The 15,510-nt window shown below is 41.7% G+C and carries 14 protein-coding genes; 5 read left to right on the top strand and 9 right to left on the bottom strand.

What is annotated here, in order from left to right:
• Window positions 1–155 precede the first annotated feature (155 nt).
• Together FTV43_RS03175 and rimI are read left to right on the top strand one after the other, a co-directional pair.
• Complete coding sequence (locus FTV43_RS03175; protein WP_179994843.1) at window positions 156–1,037, top strand: metal-dependent hydrolase; 882 nt, start codon at window positions 156–158, stop codon at window positions 1,035–1,037.
• Window positions 1,038–1,142: 105 nt separating this feature from the next.
• Window positions 1,143–1,601, top strand: a complete 459-nt coding sequence (rimI, locus tag FTV43_RS03170) for a ribosomal protein S18-alanine N-acetyltransferase (protein WP_179994842.1) — start codon at window positions 1,143–1,145, stop codon at window positions 1,599–1,601.
• A 39-nt stretch (window positions 1,602–1,640) separates the two neighbouring features.
• Here the strand turns inward: rimI and FTV43_RS03165 are convergent, their stop codons facing one another.
• The 3 genes from FTV43_RS03165 to trxB form a co-directional block, all read right to left on the bottom strand.
• Complete coding sequence (locus tag FTV43_RS03165) at window positions 1,641–2,456, bottom strand: arginyltransferase (RefSeq protein WP_179994841.1); 816 nt, start codon at window positions 2,454–2,456, stop codon at window positions 1,641–1,643.
• Window positions 2,457–2,480: 24 nt separating this feature from the next.
• A complete protein-coding gene (gene aat, locus FTV43_RS03160) occupies window positions 2,481–3,212 on the bottom strand; it encodes a leucyl/phenylalanyl-tRNA--protein transferase (RefSeq protein WP_096902699.1) in 732 nt (243 codons plus the stop codon).
• A 107-nt stretch (window positions 3,213–3,319) separates the two neighbouring features.
• On the bottom strand, window positions 3,320–4,273 hold the full coding sequence (gene trxB / locus FTV43_RS03155; protein WP_104852414.1) for a thioredoxin-disulfide reductase: 954 nt from the start codon (window positions 4,271–4,273) through the stop codon (window positions 3,320–3,322).
• A 341-nt stretch (window positions 4,274–4,614) separates the two neighbouring features.
• On the opposite strand from trxB, the gene FTV43_RS03150 reads away from it, so the two are divergent.
• On the top strand, window positions 4,615–7,803 hold the full coding sequence (locus FTV43_RS03150) for a DNA translocase FtsK (protein WP_104853253.1): 3,189 nt from the start codon (window positions 4,615–4,617) through the stop codon (window positions 7,801–7,803).
• A gap of 130 nt (window positions 7,804–7,933) precedes the next feature.
• Here FTV43_RS03150 and FTV43_RS03145 read toward each other — a convergent pair whose 3' ends face one another.
• The 6 genes from FTV43_RS03145 to FTV43_RS03120 form a co-directional block, all read right to left on the bottom strand.
• Window positions 7,934–8,221 carry a PA4642 family protein gene (locus FTV43_RS03145; protein WP_179994840.1) on the bottom strand — a complete coding sequence of 96 codons (288 nt, stop codon included), beginning with the start codon at window positions 8,219–8,221 and terminating at the stop codon, window positions 7,934–7,936.
• A 94-nt stretch (window positions 8,222–8,315) separates the two neighbouring features.
• Window positions 8,316–8,588, bottom strand: a complete 273-nt coding sequence (gene minE / locus FTV43_RS03140; protein WP_096902698.1) for a cell division topological specificity factor MinE — start codon at window positions 8,586–8,588, stop codon at window positions 8,316–8,318.
• A 2-nt stretch (window positions 8,589–8,590) separates the two neighbouring features.
• A complete protein-coding gene (minD, locus tag FTV43_RS03135) occupies window positions 8,591–9,403 on the bottom strand; it encodes a septum site-determining protein MinD (protein WP_096902697.1) in 813 nt (270 codons plus the stop codon).
• A 69-nt stretch (window positions 9,404–9,472) separates the two neighbouring features.
• A complete protein-coding gene (gene minC / locus FTV43_RS03130) occupies window positions 9,473–10,198 on the bottom strand; it encodes a septum site-determining protein MinC (protein ID WP_096902696.1) in 726 nt (241 codons plus the stop codon).
• 143 nt (window positions 10,199–10,341) lie between these two features.
• Window positions 10,342–11,400: a preprotein translocase subunit SecA gene (locus FTV43_RS03125; protein ID WP_131261721.1), complete on the bottom strand. Its 1,059-nt coding sequence runs from the start codon at window positions 11,398–11,400 to the stop codon at window positions 10,342–10,344.
• A 15-nt stretch (window positions 11,401–11,415) separates the two neighbouring features.
• Window positions 11,416–12,342, bottom strand: a complete 927-nt coding sequence (locus tag FTV43_RS03120; RefSeq protein ID WP_136144223.1) for an acyltransferase — start codon at window positions 12,340–12,342, stop codon at window positions 11,416–11,418.
• Between the two features lie 256 nt (window positions 12,343–12,598).
• On the opposite strand from FTV43_RS03120, the gene FTV43_RS03115 reads away from it, so the two are divergent.
• On the top strand, window positions 12,599–13,252 hold the full coding sequence (locus FTV43_RS03115) for an OmpA family protein (protein WP_104852412.1): 654 nt from the start codon (window positions 12,599–12,601) through the stop codon (window positions 13,250–13,252).
• Window positions 13,253–13,421: 169 nt separating this feature from the next.
• Window positions 13,422–15,461 carry a UvrD-helicase domain-containing protein gene (locus FTV43_RS03110; protein ID WP_104852411.1) on the top strand — a complete coding sequence of 680 codons (2,040 nt, stop codon included), beginning with the start codon at window positions 13,422–13,424 and terminating at the stop codon, window positions 15,459–15,461.
• Window positions 15,462–15,510: the final 49 nt, after the last annotated feature.

Here is a 15,510-nt window from a genome sequence, read left to right as displayed (position 1 = left end):
TTATTCCTCATGTCCTGAACTGACAACTCACTGTCCTTAACTGCACTTAAATACCGCACAGAAAACCGTAATATGAACTCATACCGAAAAATAAAAAATATAGCGGGTTACATGAAATGAATAACTTCATTGTTGTAATCTCAGGAGTGAGCAACATGAATGCTAAAGTGAGTATTAGTGAACGTGCAGGGGCGAGTTTTCCTGTCCGTCGTATGAATTTCAACTTTGATGCTGTACCTGAATATTGGATGAGTGGTAATGCAGGTCTAACGCATTTTATGACTGCATTATCTGCGTTATTTCCCGCAGGTGAGAAGTTCTTTATAGACAGTGTGCGTGCTGTGCGTTATCACCCAATGCTGAAAGACAATCTAGATTTACAGAAAGAAATCAGTGCCTTCATTGGACAAGAAGCCATGCACACGCATGAGCATGTCGGTTTTAATGCCTCTGCACAGAAATTTGGGCATGATGTTGATACTTTGGATCGTCATACAGATACCGTGATTCAAACCACACGCAAATTTATGGCAAAGTTGGCTAAACCGATCGGCATTACACAGGAAATGGTAGATTTAACCGCAACAACCGCGCTAGAACATTTCACGGCAACGATTGCCTCGCAATTATTAACCAATTCACATATTCAAGAATTGATGACCGATGACACCATGAAAACTATGTGGTTGTGGCATGCGATTGAAGAAAACGAACATAAAGCTGTTGCGTATGATGTATTTGAAGGTGTGTTTGGCAAAGGTCTGAAAGCCTATGCACTACGTACAAGTTCTTTGGTTATTTCGATGCTGACTTTATTTTTTGTACAAAACTATTTTTTGTTGCGTTTACTAAAACAAGACAAGCAGTTGAATTTGGAAAATTTACGCATGATTTATCGTTATGCCTATAGTCCATCTAAAGGGATTATTACAGGCATGGGCAAAGAAATGTTGTTCTATTTCAAACCGAATTTTCATCCTAACGATTTTGATACCACAACATTATTAAATACTTGGAAAGCTAAATTAGGCTTTTAAACTTTTCCCTTTGGTCAGGCAACGTAAGTTGCCTTTTTTTTGCTCGATTTTTTTGTCGTGAAATCTATAATGCCTACATCTTAGAACAGCACAAGATCATTTCTTATGATTCGTTTAATGCAAGCCCATGATGTCGCTGATGTGGTTGCGATTGAAAATTTGGTACAAAGTCATCCGTGGGGTGCCAAACAATTTGCCGAAGCGGTGGACAGTTATCACAGTACCGTGATTGAACACGCAGGGAAAGTGGTGGGTTTTTGTATTTTACAACCTGTGTTGGATGAAGCGAATTTGTTGTTGATGGCGGTACATCCAAGTCAGCAAGGCAAAGGTTTAGGTTATCAACTGCTAGAACATTCTATTGCAGGATTGAAGAACCAACCTGTGCAGATTTTTTTAGAAGTACGCGAAAGTAATTTAGCTGCGATAGCCCTGTATGAAAAGTCAGGTTTTCATCAAATTGATTTACGTAAAAATTATTATCCTAAAACGGATGGCACACGTGAGCATGCCATTATTATGGTGAAATCTTGTAGCGATGATTTTGCCAGTTTGTTTAAGTAAATCTGATCGATGCAAAAATAGTATTGCATCATTACATTTTTATTTGATGATGGAGTTATTCCAGCCTACGGGCAGCGTGGTCATTAAGGAGTTTCCCAATTGCTGCACCTCATCGGTATTTAGGCTGCGGTTAATGCGTCGCCATTGACCATCGAGTAGTAGATCAAGGGGCCCATATTGCGATTTATAATTCATTTTATTGGAATGTGGTACCCAATAGCCTAAGTAAACATATTGCAGTCCCAAATGCTGTGCCTGTTCAATTTGTTTTAATACCGCAAATGTTCCGAGTGAGCGACGACTTTCGTCTGGGTCAAAAAAGGTATAGACCGCAGAAATACCATCATCTAAATAATCACAGGTCGATACCGCAATTAGGCGATCTGCTTGCCAAACTTCTAAAAAGAAGCTGCTGGTACAACTGTGGATTAAAAATTTTTCAAATTGGTCACGGCTGGCAGGGAACATATCGCCATCGGCATGTCGTTCATTGATATAGCGTTCATACAGCGCATAATGCAAATCACCTGCATCTTGTGGCTTGGTGATTTTGATTTGTAAATCGTGATTGCGTTTCCAAGCTTTTTTTTGGGTGCTGTTCATTTTAAATTCAGCGACAGGAATACGCGAAGAAAGGCATTGGCGGCACAAATGGCATTCAGGACGATAGACAAAATCGCCACTGCGACGAAAACCGACCCGAGAGAGTTCAGACAAAGTCAGCACATCAATTTTATGTGCAGGGTCTAAAAAAACCATCCGCGCAGATTTTTCGGGTAAATAGCTGCAATCATGCGGCGGAGTAATGTAATACTGCAAATCATTTAGCAGGGATTTTGGGTGATATGAATTCATTTTCAAGATCCCTCTCTGTTATTGTCATTCAAATAGGCGCGCATACTGCGCTATTGTTTTACTTGAAAATACACTGTCCTGATATTTTTTCCAATTGATTGCAGGCTGTTTTACAACATCTTGTAACGATTTAAGATAGTCTTGGCGAGAAAGTGTACATGCGCCCAGACTAATTAAATGATCATTGACCAATTGACAGTCAATCCAAGGCAATTGTTGTTCTTGTCCGAGCAGCATCAAACTATAAAATGCCATTTTAGATACATCAGTGCGATGGCTAAACATGGACTCACCAAAACAGCCCTTGCCAATGCTGACCCCATATAAACCACCGACCAAAAGATCTTGCTCCCAAACTTCGACACTGTAGCCATAACCTGCTGCAAAAAGCTGACTGTAACCTTGAATGATCTCTTCAGAAATCCAAGTTTCATTGGCATAGCTACGGGGCAAGGCACAATTGCGAATTACCTGTTCAAAGGCATGATTGACAGTAATGCGATAATCCATTTTTTTCATGTTGCGGATTAAAGACTTACTCGGCTGATAATGTTGCGGAATAATCACGCAACGTGGCTCAGGACTCCACCAACAAATAGGATCACCTTCTGAAAACCATGGAAATAAGCCATGTGTATAGGCTTCATATAAGGTTGAAGGGGAAAGGTCTGCACCTACACAAATCAAGCCTTCACCCTCAGGATCAACTTCAATGGGATCGGGGAAAATGAATTGTGAAGCGGGGAGCGTGTGCATATCAATTGCCGTATGAAGTTTTGCGATGAACTTGATTTCATCATACCTAAAAATGTCGTGATAAAAAAACCGCTCAAGGAGAGCGGTCTTTAAACTTGGACACTAAATTATTCACCAAGTGCATCTAAATATTTTTCTGCATCCAGTGCTGCCATACAGCCTGAACCTGCAGAAGTAATCGCTTGGCGATAAATGGAATCGGCTACATCACCCGCAGCAAATACGCCAGCCACAGAAGTTTGTGTCGCATTGCCTGCAGTGCCGCTTTGTACTTGGATATAACCATCACGCAAGTTTAATTGACCTTCAAACATGCCTGTATTTGGTTTGTGACCAATCGCAATGAATAAGCCAGACACATCAACAATTTGAGTAGAACCATCGGTGGTTGATTTTAAACGTACTGAAGTTACGCCTGTGTTGTCGCCCAAGACTTCATCAACTTGGTTATTCCAAAGAATGCTGATTTTGCCTTCTTTCTCTTTGGCAAATAAATGATCTTGCAAGATTTTTTCAGAGCGAAGTGAATCACGACGATGCACCAATGTCACGTGTGATGCAATGTTAGACAGGTATAATGCTTCTTCAACAGCCGTGTTACCACCGCCAACGACCATCACTTTTTGGTTTTTGTAGAAGAAACCATCACAGGTAGCACAAGCACTTACGCCTTGACCCATAAATGCTGCTTCAGATTCTAAACCTAAATATTGTGCAGTCGCACCTGTGCAAATGATTAAAGCATCACAGGTAAACTCTTCCATATCGCCTTTGAGTACAAATGGGCGCACATTCAGGTTCACTTCATTGATATGGTCATACACGATTTCTGTGCCAAAGCGTTCTGCATGAGCTTGCATACGTTCCATTAACGCTGGGCCTGTTAAACCTTCAGGATCACCCGGCCAGTTATCAACTTCCGTAGTTGTGGTGAGCTGACCACCCAATTGTAAGCCTGCAATTAAAGTCGGTTTTAAGTTGGCACGTGCAGCATATACTGCGGCACTATAACCTGCAGGGCCTGAACCTAAAATAATTAAACGTGAGTGACGAGCGCTCATGCACAGCATCCTTTTTTTATTTAGAAATTTATGGAATTATACGTGAAACAGGATGAGTTTGCTGTGTGATTAAAGTTGATATTACTGATCATGTAAATCGATTTGAGCTATATAGAAAAAGTTAACAACACACTTCAATAATCTTGCATCTTTTTCTAGGCAACACATGCATAATAGAAGGTCTGTTATAATTTATAGCTTGCTGTGTGGTGAAGCTTGCATCGTGAAATGCAACTTAAATGACACAGCTAAATGAAATACAGACGCTCCGAATCAGGTGGCTTTTTAAGACCATCGAACAAACAAAAAACATTGATGAAGAATTGGCGACAGGACAATATATGACTGCGGTGTCGGGTGCTTATGCACATCGCTTAATAGCGACATTATTTTTGGTCTCTTTTGGAATATATCTGTTCCTTGCAACGGTGACCTATACTCCATTTGACCCAGGTTGGATGCACATTTCCAGTGACACCCAACAGGTTTCAAATGCGAGTGGAATCGCAGGTGCGTGGATTGCCGATTTACTGTTTGGCTTTTTAGGTTGGGCGAGTCTGCTTCTTCCTGCTTATTTTTTTATTGAAGCCTTACAAGTCTGGTGGCCACGTAGTTTTTTAAACCGTCCATTTCGTTATGCTGCACAATTCTTCATTTTATTGGCAACAGCAAGTTTGCTGTATTTATTTTGGCAAGTACCTGCCGATACGTTAGACAATGCCTCAGGCGGCATCATTGGTTTTGAACTTGGGAAAAGTTTATCGCAAATTTTAACCATTTATGGAGCAACACTTTTTTTAGTCGTCTTTTGGATTTTCTTATTTACCCTCGCATTTGGGGTGAAGTGGAACAGAACGTGGGCAACTTTAAAAGCTACACCTGCTTATCTGCAAGATTTGTTCTATCGCAATGTACCTGAAGCAGAATCTGACTTTGACCGTTCTACACCACAGGTGAAAAAGACCGTTGTCGCTGCTGCACCTGTGGTTGCTGTTGAAGTGGCATCAACTGATTTAGAAGCAGCAAGTGAACCCGTGGTTGCACAGGCGAAAGAAGCTGAAACAACTGCGCCACATCCTGCGGCAGAGCGTATGTTTAATCACATGCAGCAACGTGAAGAAGAAGAGCAACAGGCGCAGCAACAGCTATTGGTGCAAGATGAAATTGATGATGTTGAGTTAGAAAAAACCATCGAAAAGGCGCATCGCTTAGAACAAGACAGCCAGCGTATTGTTGCGACAGGCGAAGTGTGGCGTGCTTTACAAGAAAATACCGACAGTCAGCATAACCAAGACATTCATGCATTATTACGTGCTTCTGAAGAACCAGAGCCACATCTACAATCGAATCCTTTTGATGAAGTGCGTCCTGCATCTACGGCATCTCAAGCCACTGCAAAATCTTCGTTAGATTGGGATGATGATCAAATTTTTGATGAATTGCTCGCAGCAGTTCCGCAAGGCAAAGCTGCAAGTGATTTACACAGCCCATTCCAAAACAGCGGGGCAATGGATACTTTAGATGAGTCTGTGACCCAGCAAGAAACAGTGCATCCGCACTCGAATCCTACGGCTCACAATTTTAACGATGATCTCAGCAGATTTGAGTCAGATTTTAACCCGCCATCGTCAAGTGCTTCGAATACGCAAAATCATGCTGTACGCCAAGAGCGCCATTTGCAGCATGATTTAGACAGTTTAGATGACTTGTTGGTGGATGATCTTTTGGGTGATGAGTTACAGCAAGATGCATTTCAAGATCAAGCGCCTGTAGCGCGTAGTACCAGTAGCTATGCACAAAGTTCTGCTTTTGTTCAGGCACCTATTCAGACGGCAGCCACTGCCGCAGTGATGGCAAACGCAGCGACTGCTACACAGGCTGAACAAGCAGAAAAAGTGGCGTTATCCAAAGAAGCATTTATCGAAGCTTGGCAGGAAACCGCAGGCAAACCACTAGACGAAGATGACTTTGATTTTGATGCGCCGCTGACCGATGCACATGGTCGTCCGATGTCACGCGCCATGCAGGTTGCAGAAAAACGTCGTGATTTATCGCCATTACCGGGTTTGGATTTGCTTGATAAAGTCGATCCAAACAAAAAAGTGAACTTCACCGCAGAACAATTATCGCGCTTGTCGGAATTGCTGGAAATTAAATTACAGGAATTTAATGTCAAAGCCAAAGTGGTTGAAGCACAGCCTGGTCCTGTCGTGACCCGTTTTGAGCTGGATTTGGCACCTGGGGTCAAAGCTTCAAAAGTAACCAATATTTCTCGTGACTTGGCGCGTTCAATGTCGATGGCATCGGTACGTGTGGTCGAAGTGATTCCGGGCAAACCGTATATTGGCATTGAAGTACCGAATAGTTCACGTGAAATGGTACGTTTGATTGAGTTATTACAAACGCCTGCTTTTGAAGATCCAAACGGCATTTTATCTATGGCGATGGGGAAAGACATTTCAGGCAATCCTGTGATTACTGAATTGGGCAAAGCACCACACATGCTCGTAGCAGGGACAACGGGTTCAGGTAAATCAGTGGCAGTGAACTCGATGATTTTGTCGATGTTGCTGAAATACAAGCCTGATCAATTACGCTTAATTTTGATTGACCCGAAACAATTGGAACTCGCCAACTATAACGATATTCCACACTTATTGACGCCTGTAGTGACTGATATGAAAGATGCCGTCAGCGCTTTAAATTGGTGTGTCAATGAAATGGAACGTCGTTATAAGCTAATGTCTTTCCTGAAAATTCGTAAATTAAGCGACTATAACCGTAAGGTTGAAGAATCTATTGCCAATGGTGAAGATTTAATTGATCCAACTTGGAAGCCGGGAGATTCAGCAACGCAAGAACGTGCACCGCGTTTAACACCATTGCCATCTATTGTGATTGTGGCAGATGAGTTTGCCGACATGATCATGCAAGTGGGCAAGAAAGCGGAAGAAATGATTACCCGTTTGGCACAAAAATCACGTGCAGCAGGGATTCACTTACTCTTAGCAACTCAGCGTCCATCGGTGGATGTGATCACAGGTCTAATTAAAGCCAACATTCCAACCCGTGTAGCTTTGCGTGTGAACTCGAAAATTGACTCACGTACTATCTTGGATGCGGGCGGTGCAGAAGACCTGCTTGGTCATGGTGATATGCTATTTTTAGGGCCAGGTAAAATTGAACCAGAGCGTGTGCATGGTGCGTTTATTTCGGATGATGAAGTCAACCGTATTTGTGATGCGTGGCGTGAGCGTGGCGATCCTGACTATGTCGATGAAATCTTGACGCCATTTGATGAAGAACCATCTTCACGTGGTTTTGAAGATGGTGAAGGCAGTCCAGACCGTGATGTGTTGTATGATCAGTGTGTAGCATTTGTTTTGGAAACACGTAAAGTGTCGACCTCATCTTTACAGCGCAAATTTAGCTTGGGCTATAACCGTGCGGCACGTATTGTCGATCAGATGCAAGAGCAAGGCATTGTGAGCGAGCAAGGAGCAAATGGGAAACGTGAAATTTTAGTGTAAAGCTTTCACTTTCTGTTTGATTTTGAATCAAGTAGTGCTATAAAAAAATCCCGCAATTCAATTGCGGGATTTTTTCTTTTTACACTCAATCTTTTTGGCTGAATTTAGCCAGAGATTGTGTTTAAACAGTTTAAGCAAACTTGGCTAAAACTGCTAAAAAACCATCTTTTTGACGTGGAAATTCAGCAATCACATTGTGAATACGCTGACCTTCAGGATTAGTGGCATTGACATCGCGACCATCGGCAACAAATTGTGTCAATAGACGTTCATAGTCACTTGGACGCATGTGTTTAAATGCGTGATAGAGTACGTGAAAATCTGCATTCACACCTGCAGGTGGAAGTTGATTCAAATAGGCAAATACACGTTCATCCGACCATGCTTCGTTAAAGGTCGCAGGTTGAGATAATGCCATGGCAATCTCCTTTATATTCTTTTGAAAAAAATAGGGCAAAATAACTAGTGTTATTTTGCCCTGATTCAATTTGCTTGACTAATCAGTATTCAGATTATCGCTCTTCAGGCAAATTGATATTCATTTCCAACATTTCAATATTGGCTTCTGAACGCACAGACATTTGAATATGTTGTTCATCGACACCACGCACGTAGCGATTTACCACTTGCATGATTTCTTTTTTCATCTGATCAATTTTGTCTTGGCTTAAGCGTTTACCTAGACCTTGTTCAGAAGCAACAATCACTTTTAAGCGATCTTTTGCTGTTTGTGCGCTAGATGGCTTGTCTTCACCGCTAAATAATTTGCTCCAAAATCCTGCCATGTCTACGCTCCAAATAATCGTGCTAACCAACCTTTCGGTTTTGTTTCAATATGACGAAACGGACGTTCTTCACCCAAGAAACGTGCAACTAAGTCATCATACGCCTGACCTGCAGCAGCATCGCTATACAGAATGACAGGTTTACCTTCGTTAGATGCTTGAAGTACGCTCTTACATTCAGGAATCACGCCTAAAGTTGGTACACGTAAAATATCTTTAGAAATGTCGTCAATGGTCAGCATTTCTTGTTTATCGGCACGTTCTGGGTTGTAACGTGTAATACACAAGTGCTTACGCACACGACCTTCATTTTGTTCTACTTTTTTGGTTTTGCTGTCAAGCATACCAATAATACGGTCAGAGTCACGTACTGAAGAAATTTCAGGGTTAGTCACAATAATCGCTTCATCGGCATGGTACATTGCAAGAATGGCACCGCGCTCAATCCCTGCAGGTGAGTCGCAAATAATGTAATCAAACTCTTGTGCCAACTCATCCATAATACGTGCCACACCTTCATCGGTGAGGGCATCTTTATCACGGGTTTGTGAAGCTGGAAGAATATAAAGGTTTTCGATATCTTTATCGCGAATTAATGCTTGTTGTAAACGCGCTTCATTATTTAATACATTCACAAAATCATAAACAACGCGACGTTCACAACCCATAATTAAGTCAAGGTTACGTAAACCCACGTCAAAATCGATAACAACAGTTTTGTGACCACGTAGGGCTAAACCTGTTGCAAAAGATGCACTTGTAGTGGTTTTACCTACGCCACCTTTGCCTGATGTTACGACAACAATTTTCGCCACCGAATCCACTCCTGTTATGGTTTAAATTCCCCTATATTTTTTCGGGGATTTTTGGTGATTATTTATACATTAAAATTGTAGAGCTTCAAATACAAGCTCTTGGTTATCATTTAAGTAAATATGCACAGGTTTTTTAGTCACATGCTGAGGAATATCGTCCGCCACGCAATACGTGCCTGCAATAGATACCAATTCTGCTTCTAGGGAATGACAGAAAATTCGTGCCGCAATATTCCCGCCCGCGCCGGCAATGACTCTACCACGTACACTACCATAAATATGTATATTTCCTGAAGCAATCACTTCAGAACCGCTGTTGATGCCTGCGGTTAAAATAATGTCGCCCTGATGTTGTACCAAGCATTGACCTGTACGCAAAATTTCATCGTGATAAGACGTAATATGTGCCACAGCAGGTGCAGTTTCAGCGACTTGATTTTCCGTCTGTTGCTGTTCTGCCGCAGGTTCAGGTTTTACTTCAACCACTTGTTCTTTGGTGGCTTTCACTTCCTGCAATGGACGGTCTTGCGGGATGACAGGGAACTGAATAGCACGTGCCTGATCTGCCATAATGCCTTCAGTCACAGCAATTGGCTGTGCTTCTAGGCTAATTAGCAATTGAATTAGCGCAATCAATTCTTGTTCGACTGAACTTTCAATGACCACCAAAACCCCTGGTGGAAATGATTTTTGCAACATTGGGCTTAGTTGCTGGCGGATCGCATCATGATCATTGGTGTCTAAGCTAATGCGAATCGCATTGACCAATCTGCCTTTTATCCGTATGTCAGCCATAATAATTCCTTAACACTTCTAACTTTGCTGGTTGTTGAAGTCATCTTATAAATAGAGCAAATCCTAGAACAAATTGGGTGAATTCTCTAGTTCAGTTACTAAAAATATTTCACATTGTTTTAGCTGAAATTATCGAAAGACCTTTATGAAATATCGTGTTGTTGTCCTTCATTTAAAATTTGTTGCCATTGTTTAACTTTTACTTGTTTGCGAATCGCTTCTAAACTTTCAAATATTGCCGATTCCACTAATTTATCAATATGCTGATTATGTTCAATCTCAATCTGACTAATTTTTTCAGCAATCATTTGATAAGTTGGATTTTGTACTTGTTGATTCTGCTGTGCAAAAGGTTCAATTAAACCTTGGGTGATATTTTCACCCAATCGCTGTCCGATACTTTGAATTTGCTGTTCAATACGTCCACCGACCAATGGAATCAGGCGCAGCAATTGCGTCAGTTCAGGCGTATCTTCAATGGCTTGATTCACCACCAACCCGACATTTTTCGCAATCATGTGACGCTGCATTTGTAATTCTTTGCCTAAGGATTCCTGCAAAATATCGGCTAGGGCAATCGCGAGTAATTGACGATGATGCTCGACCAAATCATCAATAAATTGTTTGTGAGTGGTACTGGTGGTCAATTCACGTTGCACACCATTAAGTACCGTGAGCACCACACGGCTACTCAGTTCTTCCATTAGCAAGTTGTAGTAAAAGTTGCCGCGTTTATACCAACTGTCTGGAATGACTTTATAGCCATGGCTATGCAGGTTGTAACCAATCGCGATGGCACGTAATAAACGTAAAAAACGCAATTGCGGAATAATTGCAAGAATTTCATACCAGTGAATAAACGGGAAAAACCACCAACGCTGATGATGTTTGAAAATAATTGCAATACCCCAACGCACGCCCAACTCTACAATTAAAAACGTGGTAAACCAGCCTTCGGTAATCACCACCCAAGGGCGCAATTCTGTTCGATAAAACTGTAAAATTTCAGGTAGACGAATAAAATCGAACAACCATTCGCCAAAATCACTCATTAAAATGGCATTGGCACTTAAACAGAACAAGTTAAAGATGATTAAACCCATCAAAAACAAGTCATAAGCCAAGGCAATTTTCCATCCCCATGAATCTTTACGCAGGGGATGAAAAGAGGATTTGATGACAGGTTCTTCAGACTTTTTCATGGCGTACCTGAATGGTTATGCAGTCGGAGCTGCAAGTTTTTGTTGCATGCTTTCAATCAATTGATCTTTTTCCAGCCACAGTTCATGCACCCATTGCTGAAAACGCTCACGATATTCAGCATCATCTTCGTAATTGCCGCCCAACACCCAATCTGGAATATTAATTTTGCGTAAATTCACCGCAATGCGCGGCACCTCACCTAACCAAAACTCGCTATAGCCCGGCGCGCCATCTGGGTACACAATGGTCATATCTACCAAGGCATCAATTTGATCACCCAAAATATTCAATGCCAAAGCTAAACCACCAGCTTTTGGCTTTAATAAATGTTGATAAGGCGATTGTTGTTGATCATGTTTTTCTTGGGTAAAGCGTGTGCCTTCTAAATAATTCAGCAGGGTAAAGGGCTGACTTAATAACTGTTGGCAGGCTTTACGCGCTTCTTCCATATCGCGGTCTTTCAGCTCAGGTTTTTTGGCAATTTGTGCTTTGCTGTGACGCTTCATCATTGGGAAGCCTAAAATTTTAAAGGCTTGTCCTACAAAGGGAATAAAGATCAGTTCCCACTTGGTAAAAAAGCGGGTCAATGGCATACGGGTTAAGCCAAAATACTGATTTACTGTGGTATCGACCCAACTTTGATGGTTACAGGTCATGAGATAACGACCTTGCATGCTCAGTTGCAAATCTTCATCAATGCTGATATCCCATTGGGTATTGGGTAATACATGATCAATCAGCCAGTTGTTTACACTGAGCCAACTGTTGGTAATTTGAATATTGGTTTCATCGACCTTACGTGACTGCTTTAACAGTTTGGTTAAGCCCAAAGCCAACACAGGAGGGCCGTGAAAAAATGTACTGCCAGTGATGACTGTACCCACGGTGAGACCTTTTGTGATTTTTTTTAATAAAGGGTGTTTCTTTGCTTGCGATGACATATAAATCAATCCTGAAGATAAATCGTCCAATGCGTCACGTGTTTGTAGATGACTCCAATATAAATGTTGTTTTTAAAATAAAAAAGTGTTGAAGTGAAAGTGTGTAGAAATTGTGATGAAGTTATACCAAGATTTGTACATGATCATGTATATTTGTAAGTAAAAGTTTTTTTATTAACAAAAAATCAATGGTCTAAGTATATTTTTTCATTCAATATTCAGCATATACAACAAAACACAAGTAAGGAGGCATGCCATGCGTGCATTAGCAATTTCGGCAGCAGTCGTAGGGGCAATGGTTTTAACTGGTTGTCAAACGACTGGTAACAACCTTGGTGGTATGGAATATGACAAAACTGCGTTAGGCACAGTAATTGGTGCTGCTGCGGGTTATGGCATCTCTAAAGGTAACGCAAATACAAGCGCACAAAACAACCGTGCTGCAGCGATTGGTGCTGTAGTGGGTGCTGCTGCGGGTGTTTATCTTGACAATAAAGAAAAACAACTTCGTCAACAAATGGCTGGTACAGGCGTAGAAGTAAACCGTAATGCCGATGGTTCTGTTGGCTTGATCATGCCGGGTAACATCACGTTTGATACTAACAAATCAAACATCAAACCAAACTTCTATTCTACCTTGGACAAAGTAGCGCAAACGCTAACCCAAGATAACAAGAGCGGTATTTTGGTAACAGGTTATACTGACAGCACTGGTAACGACGCAATCAACATTCCATTGTCACAAGCACGTGCACAATCGGTTGCAAACTACTTGGCTAGCCGTGGTGTATCAACTTCACGTATTAATGCACAAGGTCACGGTGCTGCAAACCCAATCGCATCGAATGCTACTGCAGAAGGTCGTGAGCAAAACCGTCGTGTAGAAATCAGCATTTATGCAATCCAATAATCTGGCATTGTATAGATTGTAAAGAACCGCCTTCGGGCGGTTTTTTTATGCAAGCAATTTCTAGGGTCTACTCAGCAAATAGACAATGACGTCTAAAGTAGCATTTTAGATTAGTCATCTTTGGCGGAGATGACTATAATCGAGCTCGAACCGAAATAGAGGAAATACTATGACACTGGCAAGTCAGTTAAACGACAAGCAACTTGAAGCGATGAAATACACTCAAGGACCCTTGTTAGTGCTTGCAGGTGCAGGTTCAGGCAAAACTTCGGTGATTACCCGAAAAATTGCCTATTTGGTTAAGCATTGCGGGATTCCTGCGCATCGTATTACAGCGATGACTTTTACCAACAAAGCAGCACGAGAAATGAAAGAGCGTGTGACCAAATTGTTGTCACGTGAAGAAGCTAAAGGATTATCGGTTTCGACTTTCCACACCTTTGGTCTGAATTTATTACGTTTTGAATTAAAACACACGCCGTTAAAAGCCAACTTCTCTATTTTGGATGCCGATGACTGTAAACGTATTCTGATGGATTTAATGCACCGCGATAATTTGTCGGGTGCAGAAAGCAAAGAATTGATTGCCAAAGCCATGAAGATGATTTCGGACTGGAAAAACGATCTGATCGCACCAGAACAGGCACATACCACGTGCGAAACGCCAGAAGACATCCAATTTGCACATTTATATCAACTTTACGAACGTAATTTACGTGCCTATAACGCAGTCGATTTTGACGATTTGATTGTGATGCCAACCCGTTTATTGCAAGAAAATGCTGAAGTACGTGACAAGTGGCAGAACCGTGTTCGCTATTTATTGGTCGATGAGTATCAAGATACCAACACCGCACAGTATATCTTGGTGAAATTATTGGTGGGTGTGATGGGGCAGTTCACTGCGGTAGGTGATGACGACCAATCGATTTACGCATGGCGCGGTGCCAAGCCTGAAAATATGGCCTTGCTGAAAGATGATTTCCCGAATTTAAAAGTGATTAAACTTGAGCAAAACTATCGCTCGACCAGTCGCATTTTAAAAGCGGCCAATACCGTCATTGGCAATAATCCACATATTTTTGATAAAAAACTTTGGTCAGACAAAGGTCATGGCGAAGTGATTCGGGTGATCACTTGCCGTAACGATGATGATGAATCAGAACGTGTGGTTAAAGACTTACTCACGCATAAACTGATGAATGGTAAAAGCTGGAAAGATTATGCAATTTTGTACCGAGGGAACTTTCAGGCACGTATTCTGGAAACCCAATTACGCCAAATGCAAATTCCTTACAAGCTTTCCGGTGGTCAATCGTTCTTTGCGCGCGCTGAAATCAAAGACATCATGAGCTATTTGCGTCTGATTATTAACCCTGAAGATGACAGCGCATTCTTACGCATTATTAACACGCCTAAACGCGCGATTGGTCCTGTGACTTTGGAAAAACTAGGGCTGTTTGCACAGGAAAACCATTTGTCATTATTGGCTGCCGCAGGTGATCAGCGTCTGACGATGGCAATTCCGAAAAAAGCCACGACACAGTTGGCAGAGTTTGCAGATTTTATTGGTAATTTTACTCGTAATTTATTGGAAGATGATGAGCCTGTGCCAATCATCCGTCAAATGATGCTCGAAGCAGGTTATATCGACTACATTAAAGAGCAAGCAGCTACCCCTGCGCAGGAAAAAACCAAGCTAGATAATATCGAAGTTCTATATAGCAGCATCCAAAGTCTGATTAACCGCGCTGAAGATGTCGATGAAAAAAATATTGAAAGTGTGATTCGTAAAATGGTGCTGCTCGATATGCTCGAACAGCAACAGGAAGAAGAAGACACCGATAAAGTCAATTTGCTAACTCTGCATGCGTCCAAAGGTTTGGAATTTCCGTATGTGTATTTGATTGGCTTGGAAGAAGAACTTTTACCGCATAAAAACTCGATTGTGGCAGATACCGTCGAGGAAGAACGACGTTTGATGTACGTCGGGATTACTCGTGCACGTCAGGGCTTAACCATTACTTTGGCAGAACAGCGCAAAGCAGGTGGGCAAATGAAACAAATGACCCCAAGTCGTTTTTTGGATGAATTACCACAAGATGAATTGGAATGGCTCGGACGTAAGAAAAAGTTAGCCGGTGATGTCGATCCGAAATTACAGGCACAGCATTATTTGGAAAATTTACGTGCTCTGATTAAGCGCTGAAAAACATTCAGCGGTGTTGATGCAAGTACAGCATCAAAGGGCATAATTT

Source organism: Acinetobacter sp. YH16053 (assembly GCF_013417035.1).
Classification (GTDB): domain Bacteria; phylum Pseudomonadota; class Gammaproteobacteria; order Pseudomonadales; family Moraxellaceae; genus Acinetobacter; species Acinetobacter towneri.
Note: the sequence above shows the minus strand (reverse complement) of the source record. Positions and strands in the feature narration are given on the sequence as shown.

Excerpts from the sequence above, each read along its gene's own strand:
- FTV43_RS03175 (WP_179994843.1), top strand. The coding sequence starts at position 156 with ATGAATGCTAAAGTGAGTATTAGTGAACGTGCAGGGGCGAGTTTTCCT.
- FTV43_RS03110 (WP_104852411.1), top strand. The coding sequence starts at position 13,422 with ATGACACTGGCAAGTCAGTTAAACGACAAGCAACTTGAAGCGATGAAA.
- FTV43_RS03145 (WP_179994840.1), bottom strand. The coding sequence starts at position 8,221 with ATGGCATTATCTCAACCTGCGACCTTTAACGAAGCATGGTCGGATGAA.
- rimI (WP_179994842.1), top strand. The coding sequence starts at position 1,143 with ATGATTCGTTTAATGCAAGCCCATGATGTCGCTGATGTGGTTGCGATT.
- FTV43_RS03120 (WP_136144223.1), bottom strand. The coding sequence starts at position 12,342 with ATGTCATCGCAAGCAAAGAAACACCCTTTATTAAAAAAAATCACAAAA.
- FTV43_RS03150 (WP_104853253.1), top strand. The coding sequence starts at position 4,615 with ATGACTGCGGTGTCGGGTGCTTATGCACATCGCTTAATAGCGACATTA.
- FTV43_RS03115 (WP_104852412.1), top strand. The coding sequence starts at position 12,599 with ATGCGTGCATTAGCAATTTCGGCAGCAGTCGTAGGGGCAATGGTTTTA.
- aat (WP_096902699.1), bottom strand. The coding sequence starts at position 3,212 with ATGCACACGCTCCCCGCTTCACAATTCATTTTCCCCGATCCCATTGAA.
- minC (WP_096902696.1), bottom strand. The coding sequence starts at position 10,198 with ATGGCTGACATACGGATAAAAGGCAGATTGGTCAATGCGATTCGCATT.
- minE (WP_096902698.1), bottom strand. The coding sequence starts at position 8,588 with ATGGCAGGATTTTGGAGCAAATTATTTAGCGGTGAAGACAAGCCATCT.
- FTV43_RS03125 (WP_131261721.1), bottom strand. The coding sequence starts at position 11,400 with ATGAAAAAGTCTGAAGAACCTGTCATCAAATCCTCTTTTCATCCCCTG.
- trxB (WP_104852414.1), bottom strand. The coding sequence starts at position 4,273 with ATGAGCGCTCGTCACTCACGTTTAATTATTTTAGGTTCAGGCCCTGCA.
- FTV43_RS03165 (WP_179994841.1), bottom strand. The coding sequence starts at position 2,456 with ATGAATTCATATCACCCAAAATCCCTGCTAAATGATTTGCAGTATTAC.